This is a genomic window from Polynucleobacter tropicus, from assembly GCF_013307225.1.
GTDB classification, from domain to species: domain Bacteria; phylum Pseudomonadota; class Gammaproteobacteria; order Burkholderiales; family Burkholderiaceae; genus Polynucleobacter; species Polynucleobacter tropicus.
Genome location: NZ_CP028942.1, coordinates 145518 through 171520 on the forward strand (window position 1 = coordinate 145518; position 26003 = coordinate 171520).

Here is a 26003-nt window from a genome sequence, read left to right on the forward strand (position 1 = left end):
ATGAACATAACTCATCGCCCAGTGTTGCTGGCCGAGGCGGTGACGGCGCTGATCAATGGCCCGCTCATTCAGAATCAAAACCCAACAAAAAATATCTTAGTCATCGACGGAACTTTTGGTCGCGGTGGTCACACACAAGCGCTGCTAAAAGAGTTGCCAAATTCAGCGCGCATGATTTCCTTCGACAAGGACTTGGATGCAATAGCGGTAGCGAAGAAAATCAACGATCCACGCTTAACAATCATTCACGACAGCTTTGCGCAGATGGATCAGTATGCGGAAGCAGAGACGGTCGAGGGAATTTTGTTGGATCTCGGTATCAGCTCTCCACAAGTGGACGAAGCGCATCGTGGTTTTTCGTTTCGTCGAGAAGGCCCGCTCGACATGCGCATGAATACCAATCAAGGTTTGACGGCGGCAGAGTGGTTGGAGCAAGCCCCTCAAGAGGAAATCACACACGTGATTAAAACTTACGGGGAAGAGCGTTTTGCATTTCAGATTGCCAAGGCTATCGTAGCTAAGCGTGATCAGAGCTTGTCACCTAAAACCACTACCCAATTAGCAAATTTGGTTGCAAGCGTTGTCCGCACTCGCGAAGCTGGACAAGATCCTGCAACAAGAACTTTTCAAGCGCTGCGTATTTTTATCAATCGTGAGCTAGAAGATTTGGAGCTAGGCCTTAAGGCTGCATTGAGGCTATTGAAGCCAGGTGCTCGACTTGCGGTTATAAGCTTCCATTCTTTGGAAGATCGCATCGTTAAACAGTTTTTACAGTCTCATTCAACAGTTGAAGTGCCGCGTGGTTTGCCAGTGCGGGAAAAAGATTTACCCCAAAGCGCATTAGAAATTATTGGGCGAGTTAAGCCAAGCGATGCCGAGGTTGCCGAGAATCCACGCGCACGTTCGGCAATCATGCGTGTTGCCGAGAAACGGATGGGGGTGGCTGCATGAATCGCGCTACCCTGACATTGCTCGCGCTCTTATTGATTTGCGCCCTATCGCTAGTGGCTGCGCAACAACGCGCGCGCAAGCTTTTTGTCGCCCTGGAGCGTGCGCAAATTGAAGAGCGTAAGTTAAATCAAGAATGGTTGCGTTTGGAGTATGAGCAGCGCAATCTTTCTAAGTCTGCTCGTATTCGTGATCTCGCACGCAATCAATTGCATATGGTTCCCATTTCTCCTGAGCGTACTTTGTATTTGAGGGATGCTCAATGAGGCCAGTTGGGTTCTCTACAACTCCAAATCTAGTCTTGCGCCTGCCAATGTGGCGCTCAAGATTGATGTTATTCCTCTTGTTCTTTGTTTTCATGATGCTTTTATTAAGAGCATTCTGGATTCAGGGTCCAGGGAATGCTTTCTATGAAGCTAAAGGCGTACGTGGAACACAGCGTGAATTAGAGTTGCCTGCAAGTCGCGGCAAAATTTTGGATCGCAATGGTCAAGTGATTGCTACAAGCCTTGAGGCTAAATCGATCATTGCTTATAACGATACGGTTCCCGATGATTTGTCTGCCGATAAGCTGCAGAAGCTTGCTAATTTATTGCAAATAAGTAAAGGGGACTTGCGTAAAAAGTTGCAAGAAGATCGGAAGCAAGTTTTCTTAAAGCGTCAGGTGGACCCAAAGGTTGCGCAACAAATTATGCAGCTTGAAATTCCAGGTATTGGTTTAAATAACGAGTACAAGCGCTTCTATCCTGAGGGCGAGGCAATGGCCCATGTAGTTGGCTTTACAAACGTCAACGATAAGGGGCAGGAAGGCATGGAGCTTTCCAGGGAGAAAGATTTGGCAGCCCATCCTGGTCAACGACGTGTGGTGGTTGATCGACTTGGGCGCGTCGTTGAAGATATTGCGATTGAGCAGTTGCCTCAAAACGGAAAAGATTTGCACCTTTCAATTGACAGCAAAATTCAGTTCCTGGCATATAACGCTGTGAAGAGTGCAGTTGAACAGCATCACGCAAAAGCTGGTGGAGCCGTAGTTTTAGATGCGCAAACAGGGGAAATATTAGCCTTAGCAAATTATCCAAGCTATAACCCCAATGACCGTAGAAATTTGAGTGGCGAGCAGTTGCGTAACCGTGTATTGACTGACACATTTGAGCCTGGATCCACGATCAAGCCCTTAACGGTTTCCATCGCGCTTGAGAAAGGATCTGTTGCTCCTAATACCAATATGGCAATTGGAGCGAAATATCTTGTGGGCCCAAAGCCAATTACCGACACCCATCCTTATGGAAATTTAACGGTTGCTGAAGTAATCCAGAAATCAAGCAATATTGGTACGGCAAAAATTGCGATGAATTATCTTTCGCCGGAAGAGATGTGGGATTTCTATACTGCTGTAGGTTTAGGTCAGTCACCCAAAATTGGATTCCCTGGTGCTGTTGCTGGCACAGTGCATCCATATAAAAAATGGATGCCAACAGATCAAGCACGTATTGCATTTGGTTATGGTATTTCTGCCTCTTTATTCCAAGTGGCTCGTGCTTATACAATTTTTGCGCGTGATGGTGAGTTGGTTCCGCTAACAATTGAACGTAGTCCCGATGCTAAGACGGGCACTCGAGTCCTGTCGGCCAAGACAGCAATTGAGATGCGCGAAATGTTAGAGACAGTAACTGAACCTGGTGGAACGGCCGTTAAAGCTCAGGCAGAAGGCTATCGAGTTGGCGGTAAAACAGGAACAGCTCATAAATTAGTTGGCAAAGGATATGGTAATAAATATCGCGCCTACTTCGCAGGCCTTGCTCCCATAAGCGCCCCAAGAATTGTGGTTGCTGTCATGGTTGATGAGCCAACTGGTGGAAGCCATTATGGTGGTGATGTGGCTGCGCCAGTGTTTTCAACAATTGTTGGTGAGACCTTAAGAGCATTAAATGTTCTTCCGGATAATAAGGTTAAGCAAATGGCGCTTGATGATAAGAGTCTTACAGAAGTTCGTACTGCAAATGCGCAGACTCAACATGCGGTCTTGAAACGATGAGGACGATGTTGAATATCAATCCCGATCACTTAGTTGAGCACTTACATTCCTTAGTAAATTCTTCTGCAAAGGTAAGCGCTGACAGTCGTCAGATTTGCCCTGGCGATATCTTTTTTGCATATCCAGTTGGACATGGGAATGCATTGCGTGATGGTCGTCAATTTATTGATGCCGCGCTGGATGCCGGCGCAGCATGCGTTGTATTTGATCCTATCGATGTTTCCAATTCTTATGCGCGCTATATGGAACACCCACAATGTGTTGCGGTTGAAAACTTGGCTGCACTTGCTGGGAAGTTTTGTTCAGAGTGGTATGGCAACCCAAGCAAACAATTACGAATGATTGGGGTTACCGGAACGAATGGCAAAACCAGCGTAACGCAATGGCTTGCAATAGCCTTGGATGGATCACGTCACCGCACAGCGGTACTGGGAACTTTGGGAACGGGCTTTCCTGGCGCTTTAGAGAAAACAGGATATACAACTCCAGACGCTCCAAAATTACAGACGCAATTAAAAGAATTATTGGATGCAGGCGCAAAACAAGTCGTCATGGAAGTGTCATCTCATGCCTTAGATCAAGACCGCATCGAGGGAACTGCATTTAATTGCGCGGTATTTACCAACTTGACGCAAGATCACTTGGATTATCACGGCAACATGGCCGATTATGCACAGGCAAAAGCAAAGTTATTTGCTCAGCCACGCTTGCAGCATGCCGTCATTAATTTGGATGATGCCTTTGGCCGTGAATTGGCCATGAATCTACTAGCTAAAGATGCGCTGAAAGTTTGGGCCTTTGCGCTCAATAAAGCTGCTTTCCAGGGATTTGAAAATTTTGGCGATCGTTTGCAGAGAATCTATGCGATTGATAGTTCATTCAGTCATTCGGGTTATGACACTACCTTTGTGCTGGATGGGGTTGGTCAAGCAAATCTTCATATTCCATTGCTTGGAGAGTTCAACTTAAGCAACGCGCTTGCAGTTTGGACAACATTATTAACGCAGGGTTTAAGCATTACTGAATCAAGTAATCGTGTAGGTCAGTTACAGCCTGTTGTTGGGCGGATGGAACTCATTTCATTGAGTAAACATATAAAGGCTGGAGGTCTCTTGGCGGTAGTGGATTACGCGCACACTCCTGATGCTCTGCAGAAAGCATTAAAGGCATTGCGTCCTATCGCTGAACAGCGTGGTGGAAAAATTTGGTGTGTATTTGGGTGTGGCGGAGATCGAGATTCAGGCAAGCGTTCTCAAATGGGCACCGTTGCTCAACAGTTCGCTGATCAAATTGTTATTACTAGTGATAACCCAAGATCAGAAGATCCTTTGCAAATTATTCAAATGATTCGCGAAGGAATTCAATCTCCTGGCGCTAATGTGCAAGAGATTCCTGATCGTGCAGCTGCCATCATGGCGGCAATTCGCCATGCTGATGCGCGTGATGTTGTGTTGGTTGCCGGGAAGGGTCATGAAACCACCCAGGAAATTGGCGATAAGCGTTTTGATTTTTCTGACCAAGAGCATATTCGCCTTGCAGCAGGAGGTCTAGTCTGATGGCTGCAATGACTACTCTCGCTGAGGTACAAGTAATGTTGCCTGGCAGTTATTTATTAAATATTTCTGCAAAAGAGGCAGATAAATTAATGTTGTCCAGAGTTGGAACTGATAGTCGTCAAATTGACTCTGGTGAATTGTTTATCGCCCTAACAGGCGAGCGTTTTGATGCGCATGATTTTTTGGTTGATGTTGCAAATTCTGGGGCAGGTGCTGCACTAGTTAGCGATGCCAAGAGATGCCCAGATAATCTACCGGCAGTATGCGTGCCTGACACTCGTGTGGGTCTTGGTGAGTTAGCAAAAGCGTGGCGTGCAAGCCATGCTATTCCTTTAGCTCTGGTAACTGGCAGCAATGGCAAGACTACCGTTAAAGAAATGATCGCTTCGATATTTAAAGCGACAGCAGGCGAAGCGCATACTTTAGTGACAAAAGGTAACCTCAATAATGAGATTGGTTTGCCATTAACGCTATTAAAGCTACGCTCCACAGATGCACTTGCAGTGGTAGAACTTGGCATGAACCACCCTGGCGAAACTGCTCTATTGGCTTCGATAGCACAAGCGAATATCGCTTTAATTAATAATGCGCAACGCGAGCACCAAGAATTTATGGAGACCGTCGCTGCAGTTGCGGAAGAGCATGCCGATGTTATTCGCGCATTACCAAAAAATGGAATCGCGGTCTTTCCGGCTGACTCAGAATTTTCAGGAGCTTGGAAGGTGGCTGCAGCTGGGCGCAAGGTAATAGATTTTGGATTGACATCTAACCCGTCAAACTCAGGCGCAGCAGTAAGTGGCTACCAACTCAGCAATAGTTGTGTGCAAATTAATTTAGGCTCAAATTCAATCGAGGTTCAATTAAATACGCTAGGTACTCACAACGTACGTAATGCATTAGCAGCCAGCGCGGTGGCATTAGCTGCGGGTATCTCTCTTGAAAAAATCAAGCAAGGACTTGAAGCGTTTACCCCAGTCAATGGCCGCATGCAGGTCAAATTTTCTGACTCGAAGTACACATTAATTGATGACAGCTATAACGCCAATCCCGATTCAGTCAGAGCTGCAATTGATGCGCTGAAGCAATCAGGCAGTATTGCGTGGCTTGTTTTAGGTGATATGGGTGAAGTAGGTAATCAAGGCCCTGAATTCCATCGAGAAGTCGGAGCTTACGCTGCAGAACAAGGAATTGCTAAGTTGTTTGCCTTGGGTGATCAATGTGTATTTGCAATGAATGGCTTTGACTCTGCAAAAACTGGTGTGGCTTCAAGCGCCAGCCATTTCACAAGCGTTGAGAATTTGATTTCTAAGCTAAATGAAGAGTTGCGCTCGCATTTAGCTAGCGGAAATCAACATTTAAATATTTTAGTTAAAGGTTCACGATTTATGCGCATGGAGCGTGTGGTGCAAGCCTTGTTAGAGGAGGCTAAAACATGCTCTTAATATTGGCGCAGTGGCTACAAGAAGACTTTGGATTCTTCCGTGTTTTCAACTACATCACTTTTAGAGCGGTCATGGCTACTGTGACAGCATTGCTAATTGGATTGGCTGCTGGTCCATGGGTGATTCGTAAATTGGCTGAGCTAAAAATGGGTCAAGCGGTCCGTACCGATGGGCCGCAAACCCATTTGGTTAAATCCGGTACGCCTACGATGGGCGGCGTCTTGATTCTGATCGGCATCTTTGTTTCCTGCATGCTCTGGGCGGATTTGAGCAATCGCTTTATCTGGATTGTCATGATTGTGACTTTTGGTTTTGGCGCAGTTGGTTGGGTCGATGACTACCGGAAGGTAGCTCGCAAAGATCCTAAAGGCATGGCTTCCCGTGAGAAGTTCTTTTGGCAAACATTAATAGGGTTGTTTGCGGCCATTTATTTGGCGTTCTCAGTATCAGAAGTTAACAACTTAAAAGTATTGCAATTATTTTATGAGTGGTTAAAGAGTGGTTTTGCATTGGATTTACCCGCAAAGACCAATTTGCTAATTCCATTTATGAAAGAGGTCAGTTATCCATTGGGAGTGATGGGTTTCATCATCCTCAGTTATTTGGTGATCGTGGGTAGTAGTAATGCGGTCAATTTAACCGATGGTTTAGATGGATTGGTGATCATGCCGGTGATATTGGTCGGCGCAGCACTGGGCGCATTTGCATATGTGATGGGTAATGCCATTTACGCGAAATATCTGCTCTTCCCATATATCCCAGGGGCTGGCGAGCTCATGATTTTCTGCGGCGCCATGGGCGGTGCAGGTCTTGCATTCCTTTGGTACAACACGCATCCAGCCCAAGTATTTATGGGTGATGTTGGCGCATTAGCTTTGGGTGGCGCGCTCGGAACGATTGCAGTGATTGTTCGCCAAGAGATTGTTTTGTTCGTGATGGGCGGAATTTTTGTTGCCGAGACACTCTCAGTAATGCTGCAAGTGTTTTGGTTCAAGTTCACTAAAAAACATTTTGGTGAAGGGCGCCGTATTTTCCGTATGGCTCCTTTGCACCATCACTTCGAATTAGGTGGATGGAAAGAAACTCAAGTAGTTGTGCGTTTTTGGATCATCACGATTTTGTTGGTGTTAATTGGCTTGTCTAGTTTGAAATTACGGTGAGCCAAATAGATATATGTTGAATTTAATTAACGTCTTCGCAAATCCCGTTGCAGTAGCAGATTCAGGCTACGAGGCTCCACATCGCTTTCTGATTTTGGGGTTGGGTGAGTCTGGCGTGGCGATGGCGAAATGGTGTTTGCGAAACGGTGCGTTTGTGCGGCTCGCAGATACGCGTGATCGCTCTGCATTGTCCGAGCGTCAATTAGCTTGGCTTGCTGAACTTGAATTTGCTGGTTTACAAGAGTCTTGTTTTGGACCGTTGAGTGATGAATTACTCGGCGATATTGATGTCATCGGCATTAGCCCTGGATTGTCTCCATTGCAGGAGCCAATAGAATCATTCTTGATAAAAGTTCGCAAAGCCAGAGTTGATGTTTGGAGTGAAATCGAATTCTTTGCTCGTGCTATTGCTGCAATGGAGCGTATTGCGCTCGAAAAACAATCTAGTTATGCGACATCTGTACTTGCAATTACCGGTACCAATGGGAAAACAACCACAACTGCGCTAACTGGCCAGCTATGTGAGCGTGCTGGCAAGAAAGTAGCTGTTGCTGGAAATATCAGCCCAGCAGCGCTTGATAAGTTAATTGCTTGTTTGGATGCTGCGGATCAAATTGAAGATATGCCGGATGTGTGGGTGTTAGAGCTTTCCAGCTTCCAGTTGGTTTACACCGATTCATTGAATGCCACTGCAGCAACGGTCCTGAATATTACTCAGGATCACTTGGATTGGCATGGAGACATGTCTTCGTATGCAAAAGCTAAGGCAAAGATATTTGGCGGCAACACTATTTGTGTTTTGAATCGAGATGATTCTTTGGTTATGAGCTTGCTTTCTGATGAGCAAAAAGCAGAGAGAGCAGTTGTTACGTTTGGTTCAAATAGCCCCGATGAGCAAGGCGCTTTTGGTATTGAGCATGATCTACGTGCTGGTGGAATTGATTGGCTGGTTTGGGCTGAGGTGGATGAGGATGTTGAGCCGCAGCCAAAACGTCGCCGTAAGTCTGCCGTTGTAGAAGAAGAGCCTTTGCGTTTGAAGCGCTTAATTCCAGCAGATGCATTGCGTATACGTGGCCGCCATAACGCGTTAAATGCCTTGGCTGCACTCGCCTTAGCGCGTGCAGCGAATTTGCCAATGAATATTTTGTTACATGGTTTACGTGACTACCATGGCGAACCTCATCGTGTTCAAAGTATTGCAGTAGTTAATGATGTCGAATACGTTGATGATAGTAAGGGCACAAATGTTGGTGCAACAGTAGCTGCTTTGAATGGCCTAGGCAGCAATGAAGCTGGCAAGCGAATTTGGTTGATCGCTGGTGGCGAAGGCAAGGGCCAAGACTTTAGTCCTCTGCGCGAACCTGCTCTTCGGTTTGTAAAGGGCGTATTCCTGATTGGCAAGGATGGTGAAAAAATTGCGCAAGCGATTGGCAATGAGATTCCTTGCGTCATCAGCGGTGATTTGCCTGCAGCAGTAAGTGCTGCTGCAGCCCAAGCAGTATCAGGTGATTTGGTGCTTCTTTCCCCTGCATGTGCAAGCCTGGATCAGTTCCGCGATTATGTAGAGCGCGCTCAAGTATTTGTATCCGAAGTTGAAGAATTGGGAATGCGTTTCGAAGGGGCTCAGACATGAGCTTTAAAGAAAAACTGTTTCCGCAAAACCGCCTTGGATTGGATCGTTTCTGGAGTTTTTCTAGAGGCGGTATTGATAATTTCCGCACAGGTTTGCGTGATGCAGTTTCTGGTGTTGAGCAAACACGTTCACGCATGATGGAATATGACCAGTTGCTTGTCTGGGCAGTTTTATCACTCATGCTGATTGGTTTGGTAATGGTTTATTCAGCTTCAATTACTTTGGCTGATGGACCCAAGTATGCGAATTACAGCAGCAACTTCTTTTTAATTCGCCATTTAATTTCACTGGCGATTGCTATCGGTGTGGGAATCTGGGCATTCAAGATTCCTAGCAAAGTTTGGGATCGCTATTCTCCAGTCATTTTTGGATTTACGGTGATATTGCTGATCGCCGTATTAATTCCCGGTATAGGAAAAGGGGTTAACGGAGCTAAGCGTTGGATTCCATTGGGTGTGATGAATTTCCAACCTTCAGAGTTGATGAAATTCGCAGCCGTCATTTTTGCTGCGAGTTACACAGTGCAACGCCAAGAATACTTGCATTCTTTTTCGAAAGGAATGTTGCCTATGGGTATCGCCGTTGCACTCGTAGGCGGTCTCCTAATGAAAGAGCCCGATATGGGCGCTTTCGTGGTGGTGGCCTTAATTGCGTTTGGCATTTTGTTCCTAGGTGGAATCAACGCGAAGTTATTCGGCGGCTTGATTGTGGTTGGTTTGCTTAGCGGAGCCGCCATGATCGCACTTTCACCGTTTAGACGCGGTCGTATGTTGGCTTTTATGGATCCTTGGCAAGTAGACAACGCTGCGAACAAAGGTTATCAGTTAACGCACTCTTTGATGGCGTTTGGACGGGGCGAATGGTTTGGTACTGGTCTTGGGGGCAGCGTAGAAAAACTACATTACTTACCTGAGGCACACACCGACTTCATCATGGCTGTAATTGGAGAAGAGCTTGGCTTTATTGGTGTCGTTGTCATGATCTTTTTGTTCTACTGGATTGTGCGTCGCGCATTCATGATTGGTCGTACCGCTCTGCAATTAGACCGAAGCTTTGCAGGCTTAGCAGCTAAGGGCGTTGCCATTTGGATTGGTTGGCAGGCGTTTATCAATATGGGCGTGAATTTAGGGTTATTGCCAACTAAAGGTTTGACATTGCCTTTGGTAAGTTATGGCGGCTCTGGAATCTTGATGAACGCAGTTGCAATTGCAATGCTATTGCGTATTGATTATGAGAATCGCATTTTGATGCGCGGAGGGAAGTTGTGACAAAACCTTCAATATTGGTGATGGCTGGTGGTACTGGCGGGCATATCTTCCCAGGGTTAGCTGTCGCCGAATATTTGCGGATTTGTGGTTGGAACGTTTCGTGGTTGGGTAATCAAAAGGGCATGGAATATCGCTTGGTTCAGTCTTGCGATTTTCCTTTTGAAGCGGTTGAGTTTGGCGGACTTCGTGGCAAAGGATTAAAAGCCAAATTGATGCTCCCAATTAATCTGGCGCGCGCCTGCTTTCAGAGCTGGAAAATTATGCGCAGACTAAAACCCAGTGTTGTATTAGGTATGGGCGGATACATTACTTTCCCTGGTGGACTGGTTACAAAACTATTGAAGCGCCCATTGGTATTGCACGAATCAAATTCTGTCGCGGGTAGTGCAAATCTTGCATTGGCCAAAATTGCGATGCGTACTTTGACTGGCTTTCCGAATACGATGGATAAGGCAGAGTGGGTTGGCAATCCTATTCGACAAGAGTTCGACAATATGCCAGCGCCTACTACTCGCTATGAGCATCGCCAAGGCCCGCTTTCAATTTTGGTTGTTGGTGGAAGCTTAGGTGCGGCCGCCTTAAATGAAATTATTCCTGCCGCTTTGGCTTTGATGTCAAAAGAAGCTCGCCCCAAAGTTATTCATCAGGCTGGCGATAAGCATTTAGCAGAATTACAAGCCCGATATGCAGAGTGTGGTGTTGAGGCTGATATTCGTCCATTTATTGACGATATGCCAAACGTATATGCTCAGGCCGATTTAGTTATTTGCCGTTCTGGCGCCATGACTGTCTCTGAATTGGCGGCTTGTGGCGTTGCTTCATGTCTGATTCCCTTTCCGCATGCGATTGATGATCATCAAACAGCAAATGCTCGATTTTTATCAGATGCAAAAGCAGCCATTCTTTTGCCGCAAAAACAATTAAACCCTCAGGATTTAGCTGAAATGATTCAAAGCCTGCAACGCGAAGATCTTAAAGAGATGGCTGTGCGTGCGCATGCGCTGGCTAAACCACATGCAACTCAGCGCGTTGCCGAAGTATGTGCTGATTGTGCGGGGGTAGGCATATGAAACACATCGTTCAGCAAATTCACTTTATCGGGATTGGCGGCTCAGGCATGAGCGGTATCGCCGAAGTATTGCTTAATCTTGGGTATCAGGTCTCAGGATCTGATTTGACGGAAAGCGCAACCACGAAACGTTTGAGAGAGTTAGGTGCGGCAATTCAGATTGGCCATGATCCAAAAAATGTGGGTGCCGCAGAGGCTGTTGTGATTTCAACAGCAGTAGCTGGTAACAACCCGGAGGTATTGGCTGCGCGCGCTGCAAAAATTCCAGTGATACAGCGAGCCGTGATGTTGGGCGAGTTAATGCGCTTAAAGCAGGGCATTGCGATCGCTGGTACTCACGGAAAAACCACAACTACAAGCTTGGTTGCTTCTGTATTAGCAGAGGGTGGTCTGGATCCCACATTTGTGATTGGCGGGAAACTCAATTCTGCAGGGGCGAATGCGCGCTTGGGTCAAGGTGACTTTATTGTGGTTGAAGCCGACGAGTCAGACGCATCTTTCTTGCAATTATTCCCCGCAATGGAAGTGGTTACCAATATCGATGCTGATCATATGGATACTTATCAGCACGACATGGCTAGATTGAAGCAAGCCTTTGTGCAGTTCATCCAGCGAATGCCATTTTATGGCGTGGCGGTTTTGTGCATTGATGATGCAAATGTGCGCGACATTATTCCATTTGTGTCGCAACCAGTGCTGCGTTATGGTTTATCTGAAGATGCGGATATTCGTGCAAGCAATGTTCGGGCCGATGGCACGCAAATGCACTTTACAGTCGAGCGTCGTACAGTGCGTCGCCATGGCAATAAGCCAGGCGCACTCAATGTGACTTTAAATCTTCCTGGTTTGCATAATGTTCGCAACGCCCTAGCTGCTATTGGTATTGCGACAGAGTTGGGTGTTGGCGATGAGGCAATTACAAAAGCACTATCTGAGTTTGGTGGTGTTGGTCGTCGATTCCAAAGATATGGCGATATTCCATTGGTGTCTGGTGGTAGCTTCACATTAATTGATGACTATGGCCATCATCCTGTAGAAATGGCTGCAACATTGGCGGCAGCGCGTGGTGCGTATCCAGATCGCCGTTTGGTATTGGCATTTCAGCCTCATCGATTTACGAGAACGCGTGATTGCTTCGGCGAGTTCGTTCAGGTACTTAAAAATTTTGATGCCTTGGTATTGACCGAAGTGTATCCAGCTGGCGAAGCAAAAATTCCAGGTGCGGATGGTAAGAGTTTGATGAAAGCAGCGATGCTTGAAGACAAATCTACTCAGTCTCTTCTCAACTCTAATGCGGTGGTATTTGCATCCAATGTTGCCGAGATGCCAGAAAAACTGAGTCAGATCTTAAAAGATGGGGATGTATTAATTACGATGGGAGCAGGCTCAATATCCGCTTTGCCACATACATTGGTGGAGGCGAAGAATGTCTAAGAATAGGCTTGGTTTGTGGGGCGATCGCGTGAAAGCCCAATTGGCTAACTTAAATGTTCAGTCGCTTGGGCGTGTTGGAGTTTTGCTTGGCGGTCGTTCAGGTGAGCGGGAAATTTCTCTGATGTCGGGGAATGGGGTATTGCAGGCGCTTATCTCAAAAGGTATTGATGCGCATGCATTTGATACTGGTCTGCGCAATCCTACTGAATTAGTGAATGAGAAATTTGATCGGGTCTTTATTTCTTTACACGGTCGTTATGGTGAAGATGGCACGATACAAGGATTATTAGAATTACTTGAATTGCCTTACACCGGTAGCGGGGTATTGGCTTCAGCTCTAGCAATCGACAAGATTGCCACTAAGCAGATCTGGATTAGCAATGGACTGTCTACACCAGAGTTTGAGGAATTAACTGCAAATAGTAATTGGCATGCAGTTGCTAAACATCTTGGCCTGCCTTTAATTGTGAAACCTGCCCATGAGGGATCTTCCTTGGGATTAACCAAGGTGAAGTCTGTAGAGGAGCTTCCTACAGCGTATGAGTTGGCTGCAAGTTTGGATACCAAGGTGGTTGCTGAAACATGTATTGTTGGTGATGAATTAACTTGCCCATTAGTTGGTCAGGGTGAAAGCGCTGAAGCATTGCCAGTTATCAAAATTATTCCGCCGCAAGCTAACTACGATTTTCATAACAAGTATTTTTCAGATGAGACCCAATACCTTTGCCCAACAGGGTTGCCGGATGAGGTAAATGAAAGAGTTCAAGAGCTTGCCTTAGCTGCATACAAAGCCTTGGGATGTCGTACTTGGGGTCGAGCAGATGTAATGCTAGATCAAAAGACTGGTAAACCATATTTGCTGGAAATGAATACATCACCAGGTATGACTTCGCATTCTTTAGTGCCAATGGCAGCAAAAGCTGCAGGTCTAGAGTATGCCGATTTAGTGCTTTGGTTACTGCTTCAGACGATGCATCAAAAAGAGGATGCCAACGCATGAATAATTTCATGGACCGGTTCGGCGAAATTTTCGCCATGTTGATGTCTCCACTCTGGAATTACCCCGAGCGGATGCAAAAACTTAGCCGTTTCTTGATGCAGTGTTTTTTAGTGATGGTTGCAATTGGTTTATTGGTTTGGTTGAGCCAGCGTCCTGTTTTTACTTTAAAGCAGATTCAGATAGAGCCATTAGCTAGCCAATCTTTGAAACATATTAACAAGTCGATGGTGAAGCGACAGATTGCTGAAACTGTTCAGGGTAACTTTTTTAGCGTGCGCTTAGAGGATGTGAAACGCGGTTTTGAAAGTATGCCATGGGTGCGTCATGCAAATGTTCGTCGTGTTTGGCCCAATGGGTTAATTGTCAGCATTGAAGAGCAGCAAGCTTTTGGCACTTGGGACGGCATTGATAGCAATACTTTGATTAATAAATATGGCGAGTTATTCGCCGGCCGGATTTCAGAGGTTCCGGATGGGGCGAGATTAATTGATTTCCATGGTCCAGAAGATGCCGGAAAAGAGGTAACCAGCTTATATGAGAGAGCAAGTAACTGGTTTAAGCCTTGGGGTGTGGAAGTGGTGAGTCTTGCGCTAACCGAGCGTTATGCCTGGCATATCAAACTCTCGAATGGAATGAAGGTCGAATTTGGCCGTGATGAAGAAAGCTCGGATAAAAATCTCACGGAAGAGCGAGTCTCACGACTACTCAAGTATTGGCCACAGGTGCAGGAAAGGTGGGCAAACCGAATCGATGTAGTGGATTTACGTTATGCAAATGGTTTTGCAGTTCATCTTGCCTCAGTAAGTTTGAAAAAGAACGATCTTGATGGCAAAAAAAGTGAGTTGAAGTAATGAGGGAATGGGAATGAGTAAAGACAATCGCGATTTATTGGTTGGTTTAGATATTGGAACCTCCAAGGTGGTTGCCTTGGTTGCTGAATTAGCGCCTGATGGTCAATTCAATGTTGTAGGTGTTGGTCAAACAGCTTCAAAAGGTTTGAAGAAGGGTGTTGTTGTAAACATTGAGGCAACTGTGCAGTCTATTCAGAAGGCCTTGGAAGAGGCGGAGATTATGGCTGACCGCCAGATCGTCCAAGTCTTCACTGGGATTGCTGGTAATCATATTGTGAGCTTTAACTCCAGCGGCATGGTGGCTATTCGCGATAAAGAAGTTAGTGCCGGCGATGTGGAGCGGGTGCTTGAAACTGCTAAAGCAATCAATATTCCAACTGATCAACAGATCCTGCATATTCTTATTCAAGAATTCATCATTGATGGTCAAGAAGATGTGCGTGAGCCGATTGGTATGAGTGGTTTGCGACTCGAAGTGAAAGTACACATTGTTACTGGCGCAGTAAGTGCGGCCCAGAATATTGTGAAGTGTGTACGCCGTTGTGGGCTGGAAGTAAATGATCTAATTTTGCAGCCCTTAGCATCAAGCTTGGCGGTATTGACCGAAGATGAGAAAGAGCTAGGTGTTGTATTGGTTGATATTGGCGGCGGCACAACTGACATTGCGATTTATTGCCAAGGATCGATACGTCACACGGCAGTGATTCCAATCGCAGGCGATCAAATTACTAATGACATTGCAATGGCATTACGTACCCCAACGATTGATGCTGAAGATTTAAAAATTGCACATGGCATCGCCCGTCAAGAGATGGCGGATCCGGCGGCGATGATCGATGTTCCTGGAGTGGGTGATCGTGAACCGCGCCCAATGTCAAAGCAAGCATTGGCTGCAGTCATTGAGCCGCGCGTGGAAGAGTTATTCACTTTAGTAAGAGGTGTTGTGCGTGATTCTGGCTATGAAGATATGGTTTCTTCAGGAATTGTGCTTACAGGCGGTACGGCATTAATGCCTGGAATGGTTGAGTTGGCTGAGCAGGTGTTCTTAAGTCCTGCACGTATCGGTACGCCTGAATACCGTGGCCACTTGCATGAAATCTTACGTAGCCCACGTTTCGCTACCAGCATTGGTCTATTGATGGAAGGCCAAGCTCAAGTATTGCGTGGCCGTCGAGTATCTCAATCAGGCGCGTTACAAGGAATTATCACGCGCATGAAGGAATGGTTTGCAGGAAATTTTTAAGTTGTTTTTCGTCGTCGTCAATGTAGTACGTTTTTTACCTAGGAGGGTATATGGAATTTGAAATGTTAGATCAAGAAGTTGCTGGCAAAACCATTATTAAAGTGGTTGGCGTTGGCGGGGCTGGTGGTAATGCCGTCCAACACATGATCCGTCGCGGAGTAAATGGCGTAGAGTTCATTTGCATGAACACCGATGCTGGCGCGTTACAGCGTTCTGAAGCATCTGTGAATTTGCAACTGGGCTCTAGCGGATTAGGTGCTGGCGCAAAACCAGAAATTGGTGCTGCATCCGCTGAAGAAGCTCGTGCTCGTATTGCGGATGTATTACAAGGCGCACACATGGTATTTATTACTGCCGGTATGGGCGGTGGTACAGGTACTGGTGCTGCCCCAATCGTTGCTCAAGTGGCAAAAGAAATGGGTATTTTGACAGTTGGCGTAATTAGTAAGCCATTTGATTTTGAGGGCGTGAAGCGTTTGAAAGTTGCTGAAAATGGCGCCACCGAACTCGAATCATATGTAGATTCATTAATTGTTGTGCTCAATGAAAAACTATTTGAAGTGATGGGTGAAGACGCTGAGTTTGATAAGGCCTTTGCTTGCGCTGACGATGTTTTGCATAACGCGGTTTCTGGCATTGCTGAAATCATTAACGTTCAAGGTTTAATTAACGTAGACTTTGAAGACGTTAAGACTGTTATGGGCGAACAAGGCAAAGCCATGATGGGAACAGCAACTGTTTCTGGCATGGATCGTGCACGTTTGGCTGCTGAGGCTGCAGTTGCTTCGCCATTATTGGAGGGTGTAGATTTGTCTGGTGCGCGTGGCGTATTGGTAAACATTACTGCTAGCCGTTCTTTGAAGTTGTCTGAAACTCGTGAGGTAATGGCTGCTATTCGCGGTTATGCCGCTGATGATGCAACTGTGATCTTTGGAACGGTATATGACGATAGCCTCGGCGATGCTTTGCGCGTAACCGTTGTCGCAACCGGCTTAAATAATCCACAAGCACGTCAAAGCCATCAACCAGAGGTTGTTTGGAGACAGGCTACTGGTACACATGATGCGATTCCAACAATGGCAGACCTCAATAGCTTTGCGCCTGCAAGTGCTTCTGCAGCAATCAGCAAGGTTGGTCTAGATTCTGCATTAAGCACTAGCGCAGGAATGACGATGACTGGTTCTGCTGGCGCTCCAGCAATGGTAGCTCAGCCAACATCGAGTAGTGCGGTTGATTACAGTCAGTACGACTTGCCACGGGTTTTTCGCAGCTCGCGTGAAGCTACCCCTGCACCGATATTAGGTGCAGATAGTTCTCCTCAAGCGAAGACCTTATTGGACAAAGGGGCTGATTACTATGAAATACCTGCATTTTTGCGTAAGCAAGCAGATTAATTGACTGCTCAATACAATAGGTAATTGCAAGATGCCAGCGCAGCGCCCCTCCGGACGACGAATCCTGCGCTTGCGTTGGCACGCTGACTAACAATTACTTATTGGAGACACCATGATTGCTATTGGACAGAAATTACCAAATGCCACCCTTTATGAGTTTTTTAATGAAGAGGCTGAGGGTTGCGCATTAGGACCAAATGCCTTTGAAGTTGAAAAAATTGCTGCTGGCAAAAAGATTGTGATTTTTGGTTTGCCTGGCGCTTTTACGCCAACATGCTCCGCTAAACATGTTCCAGGATATGTTGAGAGCTACGATGCTATTAAGGCTAAGGGCGTAGATGAAATTTGGTGTGTTTCCGTGAATGATCCATTCGTAATGGGTGCATGGGGACGTGACCAAAAGGTTGGCAAGAAAGTCCGCATGCTGGGTGATGGCAGTGCTGAGTTCACCAAAAAATTAGGCCTAGAGTTAGATTTAACGGCTCGTGGTTTGGGTCTTAGATCAGATCGTTATGCCATGATTGTTGAGGATGGTGTGGTGAAATCTTTAGATCGTGAAGCTCCTGGTAAATTTGAAGTAAGTGATGCAGCTTCCATATTAAAGAAGCTGTAATTTTTAATTTATACCCCCTGAATTTAAAGAAACGATCATGATGAAGCAAAGAACCATAGCCTCTCCGGTGAAAACCGTGGGAATTGGTTTGCACTCTGGTCGTAAGGTAACGATTGCCATTAAGCCTGCACCAGTAAATTCAGGGGTTCAGTTTGTTCGAGTAGATACTGAGCAACAATCTCTTGTGCCTGCAACGGCTTTGGCTGTCTGCGACACGCGTTTGGCATCGGTTATTCAGAAAGATGGTGTTCGAGTATCCACGGTTGAGCATTTGCTATCTGCTTGCGCGGGATTAGGTTTAGATAATCTGCTTATCGAGCTTGATGGTGAAGAGGTTCCCATCATGGATGGCAGTGCAGCTTCTTTCTTATTCTTAATTGAGTCTGCTGGAATCGCTGAGCAGGATGCTCCGCGCCAGTTCGTGGTAATTAAGAAGCCAGTCGAAGTTCGTGAAGGCGATAAGCTTGCGCGCCTTGAGCCTTTCTTTGGCTTTAAGTTGGATTTCACGATCGATTTCAAACACCCTGCGGTCGATAAAACAGGTCAACGATTTGTGGTGGACTTTGCAGAACATGCATATCGTAGTGAAATTGGTCGCGCTCGTACATTTGGATTTGCGCACGAGGTGGAAGCGCTTAGAGAAATGGGCTTAGCTCGCGGTGGTAGTTTGGATAATGCGATCGTGCTTGATGAGCATCGTATTTTAAATAACGAAGAACTTCGTTACGAGGATGAATTTGTGCGCCATAAAATTTTGGATGCCATTGGCGACTTGTACTTGGTCGGTCATCCTATCGTGGGCGCTTATATTGCTGAAAAGTCAGGGCATGCATTAAACAACGCACTGCTACGCAAGCTCTTGGAAGACCCGACTTCTTACGAAATTAGTACTTTTGCCGAAAATAAGGCGCCTGCGGCCTATTCTCAAGAAAACCAACCTCTCTTTTTCTGAGGACGCTTTCTTTATTTCGGCTTATGCCGAAGTAATCTTTCTACCGTTTTTCGTAGCTCTGAATCGGGTGCAAGTTTTTGCAACAGATCCTCCCAGGATTTTTTAGCTATCTCGTTAAAGCCCTGTGCTGGTCTGCGTTCTGGGGTGCTTTCACGGGGCTTCACTTCCCACTGAGCAGGTGCGGGTTTTATTTTGACCTGAATGGCCGTGCAATGTACCCCTAATATTTGCAACTCATTGATTAGACTTGGTAAATTCTGCTGCAAGCGATTGCTGATGCTGGCGCTATTCACTAGTAAAAAAAGCGCATTCTCTTTGCTTGAGCTCCATCCCGGCTCAATTTTGGAGCTTAGGTGCTCGAGATCTAACTTTGCCAATGCTTGCTCAAGGGTGAGTTTGAGCTTCACAAGGCCTTCAGTTTTAGCCAGAATCCCGCCTAAACCATTGGATTCGCGTAGGTAATCCACCCATTCGTGGGCAGTCTGCTTACGGGAAGGTTTGCGAGCAAAGTTCATAAAAATGGGGTTCGGATGATAAACTCAAGGTCTTCATTTTCTTCAATATCCCATGGTAATCGGTCTTCTTAAAACCCTGGTCGGCAGTCGTAACGACCGCCTATTAAAACAGTATCGCAAAGTCGTTGCCAAAGTAGCCGCTTTTGAGCCTGGCCTTAAGGCTTTGGACGATGCCGCGCTCGCAGCCAAAACAGATGAATTCAAATCTCGTTTAGCTGCTGGTGAGTCCTTAGATGACATCGCGCCAGAAGCTTTCGCTGTTGTGCGTGAGGCGAGCGTACGTGTGATGAAGATGCGCCACTTTGATGCTCAGCTCATGGGTGGTCTTGCGCTTCACCAAGGCAAGATTGCTGAGATGGGTACGGGTGAAGGAAAAACCTTAACCGCTACTCTTCCTGTTTATCTGAATGCGCTCACTGGTAAGGGCGTGCATGTTGTTACTGTGAACGATTACTTGGCGCAACGTGATGCCGAGTGGATGTCAAGTTTGTATAACTTCTTGGGTATGAAAGTTGGCGTGAATCTATCGCAGATGGATCACAAAACCAAGCAAGAAGCATATGCAGCTGATATCACTTACGGCACAAATAATGAATTTGGTTTTGATTATTTGCGCGACAACATGGTGCAAGACCTAGACCAGCGCGTTCAACGTGGCTTGGCATACGCAATCGTGGACGAAGTTGACTCCATCCTGATTGACGAAGCGCGTACACCATTAATTATTTCTGGTCAGGCGGATGATCATACTGATCTCTATATCAAGATTAATAAACTCCCTTCCTATTTAGAGCGTCAGATTGGCGAAGAGAAGGCTGATGGTACTGGCGTTGAGAAGCCTGGCGATTATTGGGTTGACGAGAAGTCTCAGCAGGTTTATCTGACCGAACAGGGTCACGACAAAGCTGAGCAGGTATTGGTGCAGATTGGCGCCTTAAATGATGGCGATTCTTTATACGCACCTCAAAACATCACTTTGATGCACCACGTCTATGCGGCTTTGCGTGCGCATACTTTATACAACCGTGATCAACACTACGTTGTTCAAAATAACGAAGTCATTATTGTTGATGAGTTCACTGGCCGCCTCATGCAAGGCCGTCGTTGGTCAGATGGTTTGCATCAAGCGGTAGAAGCTAAAGAAGGCGTACCGATTCAGAATGAGAATCAGACACTAGCGACAATTACTTTCCAAAATTATTTCCGGATGTACGGCAAGTTAGCCGGTATGACTGGAACAGCGGATACAGAGGCTTATGAATTCAAGGAAATTTATAACCTTGAAACAGTTGTTATTCCACCGAACCGTATTAGTCAGCGTAAAGATCGCCAAGATCAAATTTATAAGTCTTCTCGCGAGCGCTATGACGCTGTGATTAAAGATATTGAAGATTGTTATCAGCGTGGTCAGCCAGTCTTGGTTGGAACAACCTCAATCGAGAACTCAGAATTAATTGCTGGATTGTTAGATAAGCGTAAGTTGCCGCATCAAGTGTTGAATGCTAAGCAACATGCTCGTGAGGCAGAGATCATTGCGCAAGCAGGACGTCCAAAAATGATCACGATTGCAACCAATATGGCTGGTCGTGGCACGGATATTGTGCTGGGCGGTAATGTAGGTAAGCAATCTGCTCTTATTGAAGCTGATGCCTCTCTTTCTGATGCTGAAAAAGCTGCCAAGATCAAGCAATTGCAAGATGAGTGGCAAAGCATTCATGATCAAGTCTTGGCTGCTGGTGGCTTGCACATTATTGGCACTGAGCGTCATGAGAGCCGTCGTATTGATAACCAGCTTCGTGGCCGCTCTGGGCGTCAAGGTGATCCAGGCTCATCACGTTTCTATCTCTCGCTAGATGATCCATTGCTGCGTATTTTTGCAGGTGATCGTTTGCGCGCCGTGATGGAGCGTTTAAAGATGCCTGATGGTGAGCCAATTGAGGCTGGTATGGTGACTCGATCTATCGAGTCTGCTCAACGCAAGGTTGAAGGTCGTAACTTTGATATACGTAAGCAATTGTTGGAGTATGACGACGTAGCCAATGACCAGCGTAAAGAAACTTATCGTCTTAGAAATGAGGTACTCGAAAGTGCTGATGTTGGTGGGCTGATAACTAATTTGCGTGAAGATGTTCTCCGCTCTGTCTGCTCTTACTATGTTCCAGCCGAGTCAATGGAAGAGCAGTGGGATTTACCAGGCCTTGAAAATGTTTTAGCAAGCGAGTGGGGCTTAACGGTCGACCTGCAGAAATGGGTTGAGGGCGCAGAAAGCGTTGATGACTCTGAAATTGTTGAGCGAGTTTTGCAAGACGCTAAAAAGGCTTATGACGCAAAAGTGGATCTAGCTGGGCGCGAGTCCTTTGCTGGTTTTGAGCGTTCCGTTCTTCTCTATAGTCTTGATACTCACTGGCGTGAGCATTTGGCTGCATTAGATCATTTGCGCCAAGGTATTCATTTACGAGGTTATGCCCAAAAGGATCCCAAGCAGGAATATCGTCGCGAGGCATTCGAACTCTATGGCGAACTCCTGAATGTCATCAAGAATGATGTTGTTAAAAGCATCATGACAGTGCAAATTCGTAGTGCAAGCGAATTGGATCAGGCATCCGAATCCATGAATGAGGATTTGGCTAAATTAAAAGATCTGCAATATCAACATGCTGATGCTGATATGGAGGTAGCGGGCTCAACTGGTGATCGTGGCGCTTTGATTGATATTCAGCCGGCGCCAGTTCGCACTGGTCCAAAGATTGGGCGTAATGATCCATGTGCTTGTGGCAGCGGTAAAAAATACAAGAATTGCTGTGGCGCCTTAGCTTAACTAGCTTCTTTGCTTATCTATTGAAAGGCCCAGATTTCTGGGTCTTTTTTCTTGGTGAAATCCCTAGTCATTTTATACGACGATCGTCCGCGATATCTGTCATGATTTGTAAGTTCTAAATCTATTTCTTGCTTGTTACATATTCATTACTAGGGGGCACTATGGCCGTAACGTTTACTCTCAATGGCAAAGCGGTAAATTTTGATGGAGATCCAGAAACTCCGATTCTTTGGGTCTTGCGTGATCACCTGGATGTAACCAGTCCTAAGTTTGGTTGCGGTGCGGGGCTTTGCGGTGCTTGTACTGTTCATTTGGATGGCGCAGCAATTCGTTCATGCTCAACCCCAGTTTCAGTGGCCTCTGGCAAAAAGGTAACCACCTTGGAGGGTCTATCTCCAAAAGTTGGTAAAGCACTTGCGGATGCTTGGACAGAGTTCGATGTGCCTCAATGTGGTTATTGCCAAACGGGGCAAATGATGTCGGCAGCAGATTTATTGGCCAAGAATAAAAAGCCCAATAGTGATGATATTAAGAATGCCTTGGCTGGAAATATTTGCCGCTGCGGCACCTATTCCCGGATTGAGAAGGCAGTTAAACGCGCTGCTGATAAATTGGCTTAAGGGGTGGACATATGAAAAATCATTCATTAAAAAATGTAAGCCGTCGTCAATTTCTTCAGCATAGCGCTGCGCTTAGTGGGGCATTTGTGGTTGGAATGCATCTGCCTATTGCCAGTGAAGCTGCAACTGCCAGTGCTACACCTGCTTTGGCAAATGCTTGGATTCAGATTGCGCCTAGCAATCAAATTACTCTGATTTGTGCTCGATCAGAAATGGGGCAAGACGTCTATACCTCTTTGCCTGCATTGCTTGCAGAGGAATTAAATCTCCCGCTCTCGATGGTCAAAGTAGAAATTGCTAGCGTAGCGCCGGTCTATATCAATGCAATGTTAGGCGGCCAAATTACTGGCGGCTCTACTTCTGTTCGTGAGGCGTTTGATAAGTTGAGAACAGCTGGTGCAGCAACTCGATCTGTTTTGGTTCAGGCAGCAGCGCAACGATGGAATGTTGCTGCATCTGACTGTAAAGCTTTGAACGGCAAAGTGACTCATGCTGGCGGCAAGTCAGCAACGTATGGTGAGTTGGCTGTAGACGCTGCTAAATTGCCCCTCCCAGAAAAGCCAGTCTTAAAATCTCCAGCCAATTTTATGGTTATCGGAAAAGAGACTATGCGCCGTTTGGATACGCCTGTAAAAGTTGCTGGCAAAGCGGTTTACGGTATCGACGTCAAGATTCCAGGTATGGCAATTGCTTCTTTGGCGCAATGCCCTGTAATTGGCGGCACTCCAAAATCTTATGATGCATCTGGCGCACTCAAGGTAGCTGGTGTTATCAAAGTAGTTCAAATCTCTGATGGCGTGGCTGTGTTGGCAAAAGACTTTTATGCCGCGCGCAAAGGCAGAGATGCCCTGAAGATCAACTGGGATGAAGGACCAAATGCAAGCTTAAGCAATGCAACTGTTCGTAAGTCTCTCGAGGCTGGACTATCCCAAAAGGGCGCCGTGATTAAGACGGTTGGCGATGTCAATAAATCCACCTCAGGTGGCAAACCAGTTAGCGCACAGTATTTCTTGCCCTATTTGGCGCACTCGACCATGGAGCCCGTCAATTGTTCTGCGGACGTTTCTAATGGGAAGTGCAGAATTATTGGACCCATTCAGTTCCAACAAGGTGGACAAGCCGTTGCTGCGGCTGCCGCGGGTGTTAAACCAGAAGATGTGACTATTGAAACCACATTCTTGGGCGGTGGATTTGGTCGCAAGCTGGAACTCGACTTTATTCGTCAGGCGGCGGAGATCTCAAAGGCAGCAGGTATGCCAGTCAAGATGCTTTGGACGAAAGAAGACGATATTACGCATGACTTCTATCGCCCAATGAGTATTCATCAAGTGGATGGAGTAATTGGCGCTAATGGACAGTTAGAATTGATGAAAGCGAAGATGGTTTCGCAGTCGGTGACCGCGCGTGCATTCCCAGGATTTGTGAAGGATGGCTTTGATCCCTTCATGGTTGAAGGTTCAAACAATGTGACTTATGACATTCCAAATATGGAGATCACCAATGTCATTACTGATACTGGTGTGCGAGTAGGCTACTGGCGCTCAGTAAGTAACGCATTGAATGCTTTCGCTATTGAAAGTTTCGTTGATGAGGCTGCAAATGCTGCAGGAAAAGATCCGGTTGCGTTTCGTATGGCTTCTTTAAATAAGCATCCACGAGCAAAAGCGGTTCTTGAGGCTGCGGTGAAGAAGTCTGGCTATTCCGCTGGTAGTAAAAAATTTGGTGTGGCTCAGATGGAGTGCTATGACACCTATTCAGCATGTGTTGTTGAATTAGATACTGCGTCAAGCGATACCAAAGTGAAGAAGATTACTTTTGTTTCTGATTGCGGAATCGTGGTTCACCCGGATCAAGCAAGGGCTCAGCTAATGGGCGGTGTAATTTATGGCCTAGGCGCAGCTTTGGGTAATGCGATTACTATTGAGAATGGTCGTGTTCAGCAGACGAATTTCAATAACTACCCAAGTCTTCGTCAAAATCAGGTTCCGACAATCGAAGTGCACTTAATTCCTAGCCAAGAAAAACCGGGGGGATTGGGTGAAGTTGGGGTTCCTTTAGTGGCGCCTGCCCTGGCGAATGCAATTGCGGCAGCCACAGGTAAGCGCATTCGGGAATTGCCAGTCAAGGCTTGATCCCAGTATTCTGAAGTTGATTTAGATAAAGCGCGCCAAATACGGCGCGCTTTGTTTTTAAGCCTCATCTACAATTATCGGACTATGACCGTTAATTTATCCCTCCCTCAAAAAGCTGATCTAACGCCTGTTAAGGGCTTTGCCATGGGCATTGCAGAAGCTGGCATTAAAAAGGCCAATCGCAAAGATTTGCTAGTAATGACACTTTCTCCTGGATCACAGGTAGCTGGCGTGTTTACCCTAAATCGTTTCTGCGCTGCCCCAGTTCAAGTTTGTCGTGGGCACTTAGCCCTGGATGGCACTAAAGGTGAGATACGGGCATTAGTGGTTAATACGGGCAATGCCAATGCGGGTACCGGAGAGCAGGGGATGAAACATGCCCTAGAAACTTGCCAGGCTTTGGCTAAGGAATTAAAGCTCAACCCTGAACAGATCTTGCCATTTTCAACGGGCGTGATCTTGGAGCCGTTGCCGATTCAGAAAATTATTAGCGCGCTTCCTAAGGCAGTTGCAAATCTTGGCGAGGATCATTGGTTTGATGCTGCTGAAGCCATTATGACTACCGACACTCAGCCAAAAGCGAGCTCTGTCACAGTTCAAACTCCAGCGGGTCCAGTGGTGCTGACAGGTATCTGTAAAGGTGCTGGCATGATCCATCCAAATATGGCAACCATGTTGGGCTTTATTGCAACGGATGCGGGTTTTGCTCCAGGATTGCTGACTACGCTTACACGCGAAGTAGCGGATCTTTCATTTAATGCCATCACGATTGATGGCGATACATCCACCAATGATTCTTTCATCATCATGGCGACAGGTCAGTCATCGGTAAGCATTCAGTCGACAAGTGATCCTAGTTATGTAGTAGTGCGTGAAGCTCTGATTACTCTCGCTAGAAAATTAGCTCAAATGATTGTGCGCGATGGCGAAGGCGCAACAAAATTTATGACGATTGAAGTGCTGGGTGGCAAAACTCCAGAAGAGTGTAAGTTGGTTGCCAAAGCAGTTGCCCATTCGCCTTTGGTCAAAACTGCATTCTTTGCTAGCGATCCAAACCTAGGACGGATATTGGCCGCGATTGGATACGCCGGTATTCAGGATTTAGATGTAAACCGTGTCCAAATGTGGCTTGGTGATGTTTGGGTTGCTAAGAATGGTGGGCGCAATCCAGATTATCAAGAGGTAGATGGCCAGCAAGTAATGCAGGCCCCTGAAATTACTGTGAAGATCGACTTAGGACGCGGCACTGCATCTCAAACGATATGGACATGTGATTTATCGCACGACTATGTGTCAATTAACGCAGACTATCGCTCATAA

21 protein-coding genes are annotated in these 26003 nt (G+C 46.3%); 20 read left to right on the forward strand and 1 reads right to left on the reverse strand.

Features of this window, described 5'->3' with window-relative positions; translation table 11 throughout:
* From rsmH to lpxC, 16 genes are all read left to right on the forward strand, one after another.
* Window positions 1-951, forward strand: coding sequence for a 16S rRNA (cytosine(1402)-N(4))-methyltransferase RsmH (gene rsmH, locus DCO17_RS00840; protein ID WP_173954939.1), 951 nt, complete (start codon window positions 1-3; stop codon window positions 949-951).
* A complete protein-coding gene (gene ftsL, locus DCO17_RS00845) occupies window positions 948-1214 on the forward strand; it encodes a cell division protein FtsL (RefSeq protein WP_173954940.1) in 267 nt (88 codons plus the stop codon). Before rsmH ends, ftsL begins: the two co-directional genes overlap by 4 nt.
* Window positions 1211-2983, forward strand: a complete 1773-nt coding sequence (locus DCO17_RS00850; protein ID WP_173954941.1) for a peptidoglycan D,D-transpeptidase FtsI family protein — start codon at window positions 1211-1213, stop codon at window positions 2981-2983. The genes ftsL and DCO17_RS00850 overlap by 4 nt, the downstream gene beginning before the upstream one ends.
* A 5-nt stretch (window positions 2984-2988) precedes the next feature.
* On the forward strand, window positions 2989-4539 hold the full coding sequence (locus DCO17_RS00855; RefSeq protein ID WP_254598781.1) for a UDP-N-acetylmuramoyl-L-alanyl-D-glutamate--2,6-diaminopimelate ligase: 1551 nt from the start codon (window positions 2989-2991) through the stop codon (window positions 4537-4539).
* Complete coding sequence (locus DCO17_RS00860) at window positions 4539-5981, forward strand: UDP-N-acetylmuramoyl-tripeptide--D-alanyl-D-alanine ligase (protein WP_173954943.1); 1443 nt, start codon at window positions 4539-4541, stop codon at window positions 5979-5981. The genes DCO17_RS00855 and DCO17_RS00860 overlap by 1 nt, the downstream gene beginning before the upstream one ends.
* On the forward strand, window positions 5972-7141 hold the full coding sequence (gene mraY / locus DCO17_RS00865; RefSeq protein ID WP_173954944.1) for a phospho-N-acetylmuramoyl-pentapeptide-transferase: 1170 nt from the start codon (window positions 5972-5974) through the stop codon (window positions 7139-7141). The genes DCO17_RS00860 and mraY overlap by 10 nt, the downstream gene beginning before the upstream one ends.
* A 13-nt stretch (window positions 7142-7154) precedes the next feature.
* Window positions 7155-8774: a UDP-N-acetylmuramoyl-L-alanine--D-glutamate ligase gene (gene murD, locus DCO17_RS00870; RefSeq protein ID WP_173954945.1), complete on the forward strand. Its 1620-nt coding sequence runs from the start codon at window positions 7155-7157 to the stop codon at window positions 8772-8774.
* On the forward strand, window positions 8771-10042 hold the full coding sequence (ftsW, locus tag DCO17_RS00875) for a putative lipid II flippase FtsW (protein ID WP_173954946.1): 1272 nt from the start codon (window positions 8771-8773) through the stop codon (window positions 10040-10042). Before murD ends, ftsW begins: the two co-directional genes overlap by 4 nt.
* Entirely contained in the window at window positions 10039-11112 is a 1074-nt protein-coding gene (gene murG / locus DCO17_RS00880) for an undecaprenyldiphospho-muramoylpentapeptide beta-N-acetylglucosaminyltransferase (RefSeq protein WP_173954947.1), read from the forward strand. The genes ftsW and murG overlap by 4 nt, the downstream gene beginning before the upstream one ends.
* Window positions 11109-12545, forward strand: a complete 1437-nt coding sequence (murC, locus tag DCO17_RS00885) for a UDP-N-acetylmuramate--L-alanine ligase (protein WP_173954948.1) — start codon at window positions 11109-11111, stop codon at window positions 12543-12545. The genes murG and murC overlap by 4 nt, the downstream gene beginning before the upstream one ends.
* Window positions 12538-13545 carry a D-alanine--D-alanine ligase gene (locus DCO17_RS00890; RefSeq protein WP_173954949.1) on the forward strand — a complete coding sequence of 336 codons (1008 nt, stop codon included), beginning with the start codon at window positions 12538-12540 and terminating at the stop codon, window positions 13543-13545. The genes murC and DCO17_RS00890 overlap by 8 nt, the downstream gene beginning before the upstream one ends.
* A gap of 35 nt (window positions 13546-13580) precedes the next feature.
* Window positions 13581-14396, forward strand: a complete 816-nt coding sequence (locus DCO17_RS00895) for a cell division protein FtsQ/DivIB (RefSeq protein ID WP_254598782.1) — start codon at window positions 13581-13583, stop codon at window positions 14394-14396.
* 13 nt (window positions 14397-14409) lie between these two features.
* On the forward strand, window positions 14410-15639 hold the full coding sequence (ftsA, locus tag DCO17_RS00900) for a cell division protein FtsA (protein WP_173954951.1): 1230 nt from the start codon (window positions 14410-14412) through the stop codon (window positions 15637-15639).
* Between the two features lie 50 nt (window positions 15640-15689).
* Entirely contained in the window at window positions 15690-17033 is a 1344-nt protein-coding gene (ftsZ, locus tag DCO17_RS00905; protein ID WP_173954952.1) for a cell division protein FtsZ, read from the forward strand.
* Between the two features lie 112 nt (window positions 17034-17145).
* Entirely contained in the window at window positions 17146-17646 is a 501-nt protein-coding gene (locus DCO17_RS00910; RefSeq protein ID WP_173954953.1) for a peroxiredoxin, read from the forward strand.
* Window positions 17647-17683: 37 nt separating this feature from the next.
* The gene (gene lpxC / locus DCO17_RS00915) at window positions 17684-18598 is read left to right on the forward strand and encodes a UDP-3-O-acyl-N-acetylglucosamine deacetylase (protein ID WP_173954954.1); all 915 of its coding nucleotides are present in this window, start codon (window positions 17684-17686) and stop codon (window positions 18596-18598) included.
* An 11-nt stretch (window positions 18599-18609) separates the two neighbouring features.
* Here the strand turns inward: lpxC and DCO17_RS00920 are convergent, their stop codons facing one another.
* Window positions 18610-19113, reverse strand: a complete 504-nt coding sequence (locus DCO17_RS00920; RefSeq protein WP_173954955.1) for a hypothetical protein — start codon at window positions 19111-19113, stop codon at window positions 18610-18612.
* A gap of 52 nt (window positions 19114-19165) precedes the next feature.
* Here DCO17_RS00920 and secA point away from each other — a divergent pair, with 52 nt between their 5' ends.
* The 4 genes from secA (at window position 19166) to argJ (ending at window position 26003) form a co-directional block, all read left to right on the forward strand.
* Window positions 19166-21931 (forward strand): preprotein translocase subunit SecA, encoded by a 2766-nt coding sequence (gene secA, locus DCO17_RS00925; RefSeq protein WP_173954956.1) that lies wholly within the window; start codon window positions 19166-19168, stop codon window positions 21929-21931.
* A gap of 161 nt (window positions 21932-22092) precedes the next feature.
* Complete coding sequence (locus DCO17_RS00930) at window positions 22093-22551, forward strand: (2Fe-2S)-binding protein (RefSeq protein WP_173954957.1); 459 nt, start codon at window positions 22093-22095, stop codon at window positions 22549-22551.
* Between the two features lie 11 nt (window positions 22552-22562).
* Window positions 22563-24683, forward strand: coding sequence for a xanthine dehydrogenase family protein molybdopterin-binding subunit (locus tag DCO17_RS00935; RefSeq protein ID WP_173954958.1), 2121 nt, complete (start codon window positions 22563-22565; stop codon window positions 24681-24683).
* An 84-nt stretch (window positions 24684-24767) separates the two neighbouring features.
* On the forward strand, window positions 24768-26003 hold the full coding sequence (argJ, locus tag DCO17_RS00940; RefSeq protein WP_173954959.1) for a bifunctional glutamate N-acetyltransferase/amino-acid acetyltransferase ArgJ: 1236 nt from the start codon (window positions 24768-24770) through the stop codon (window positions 26001-26003).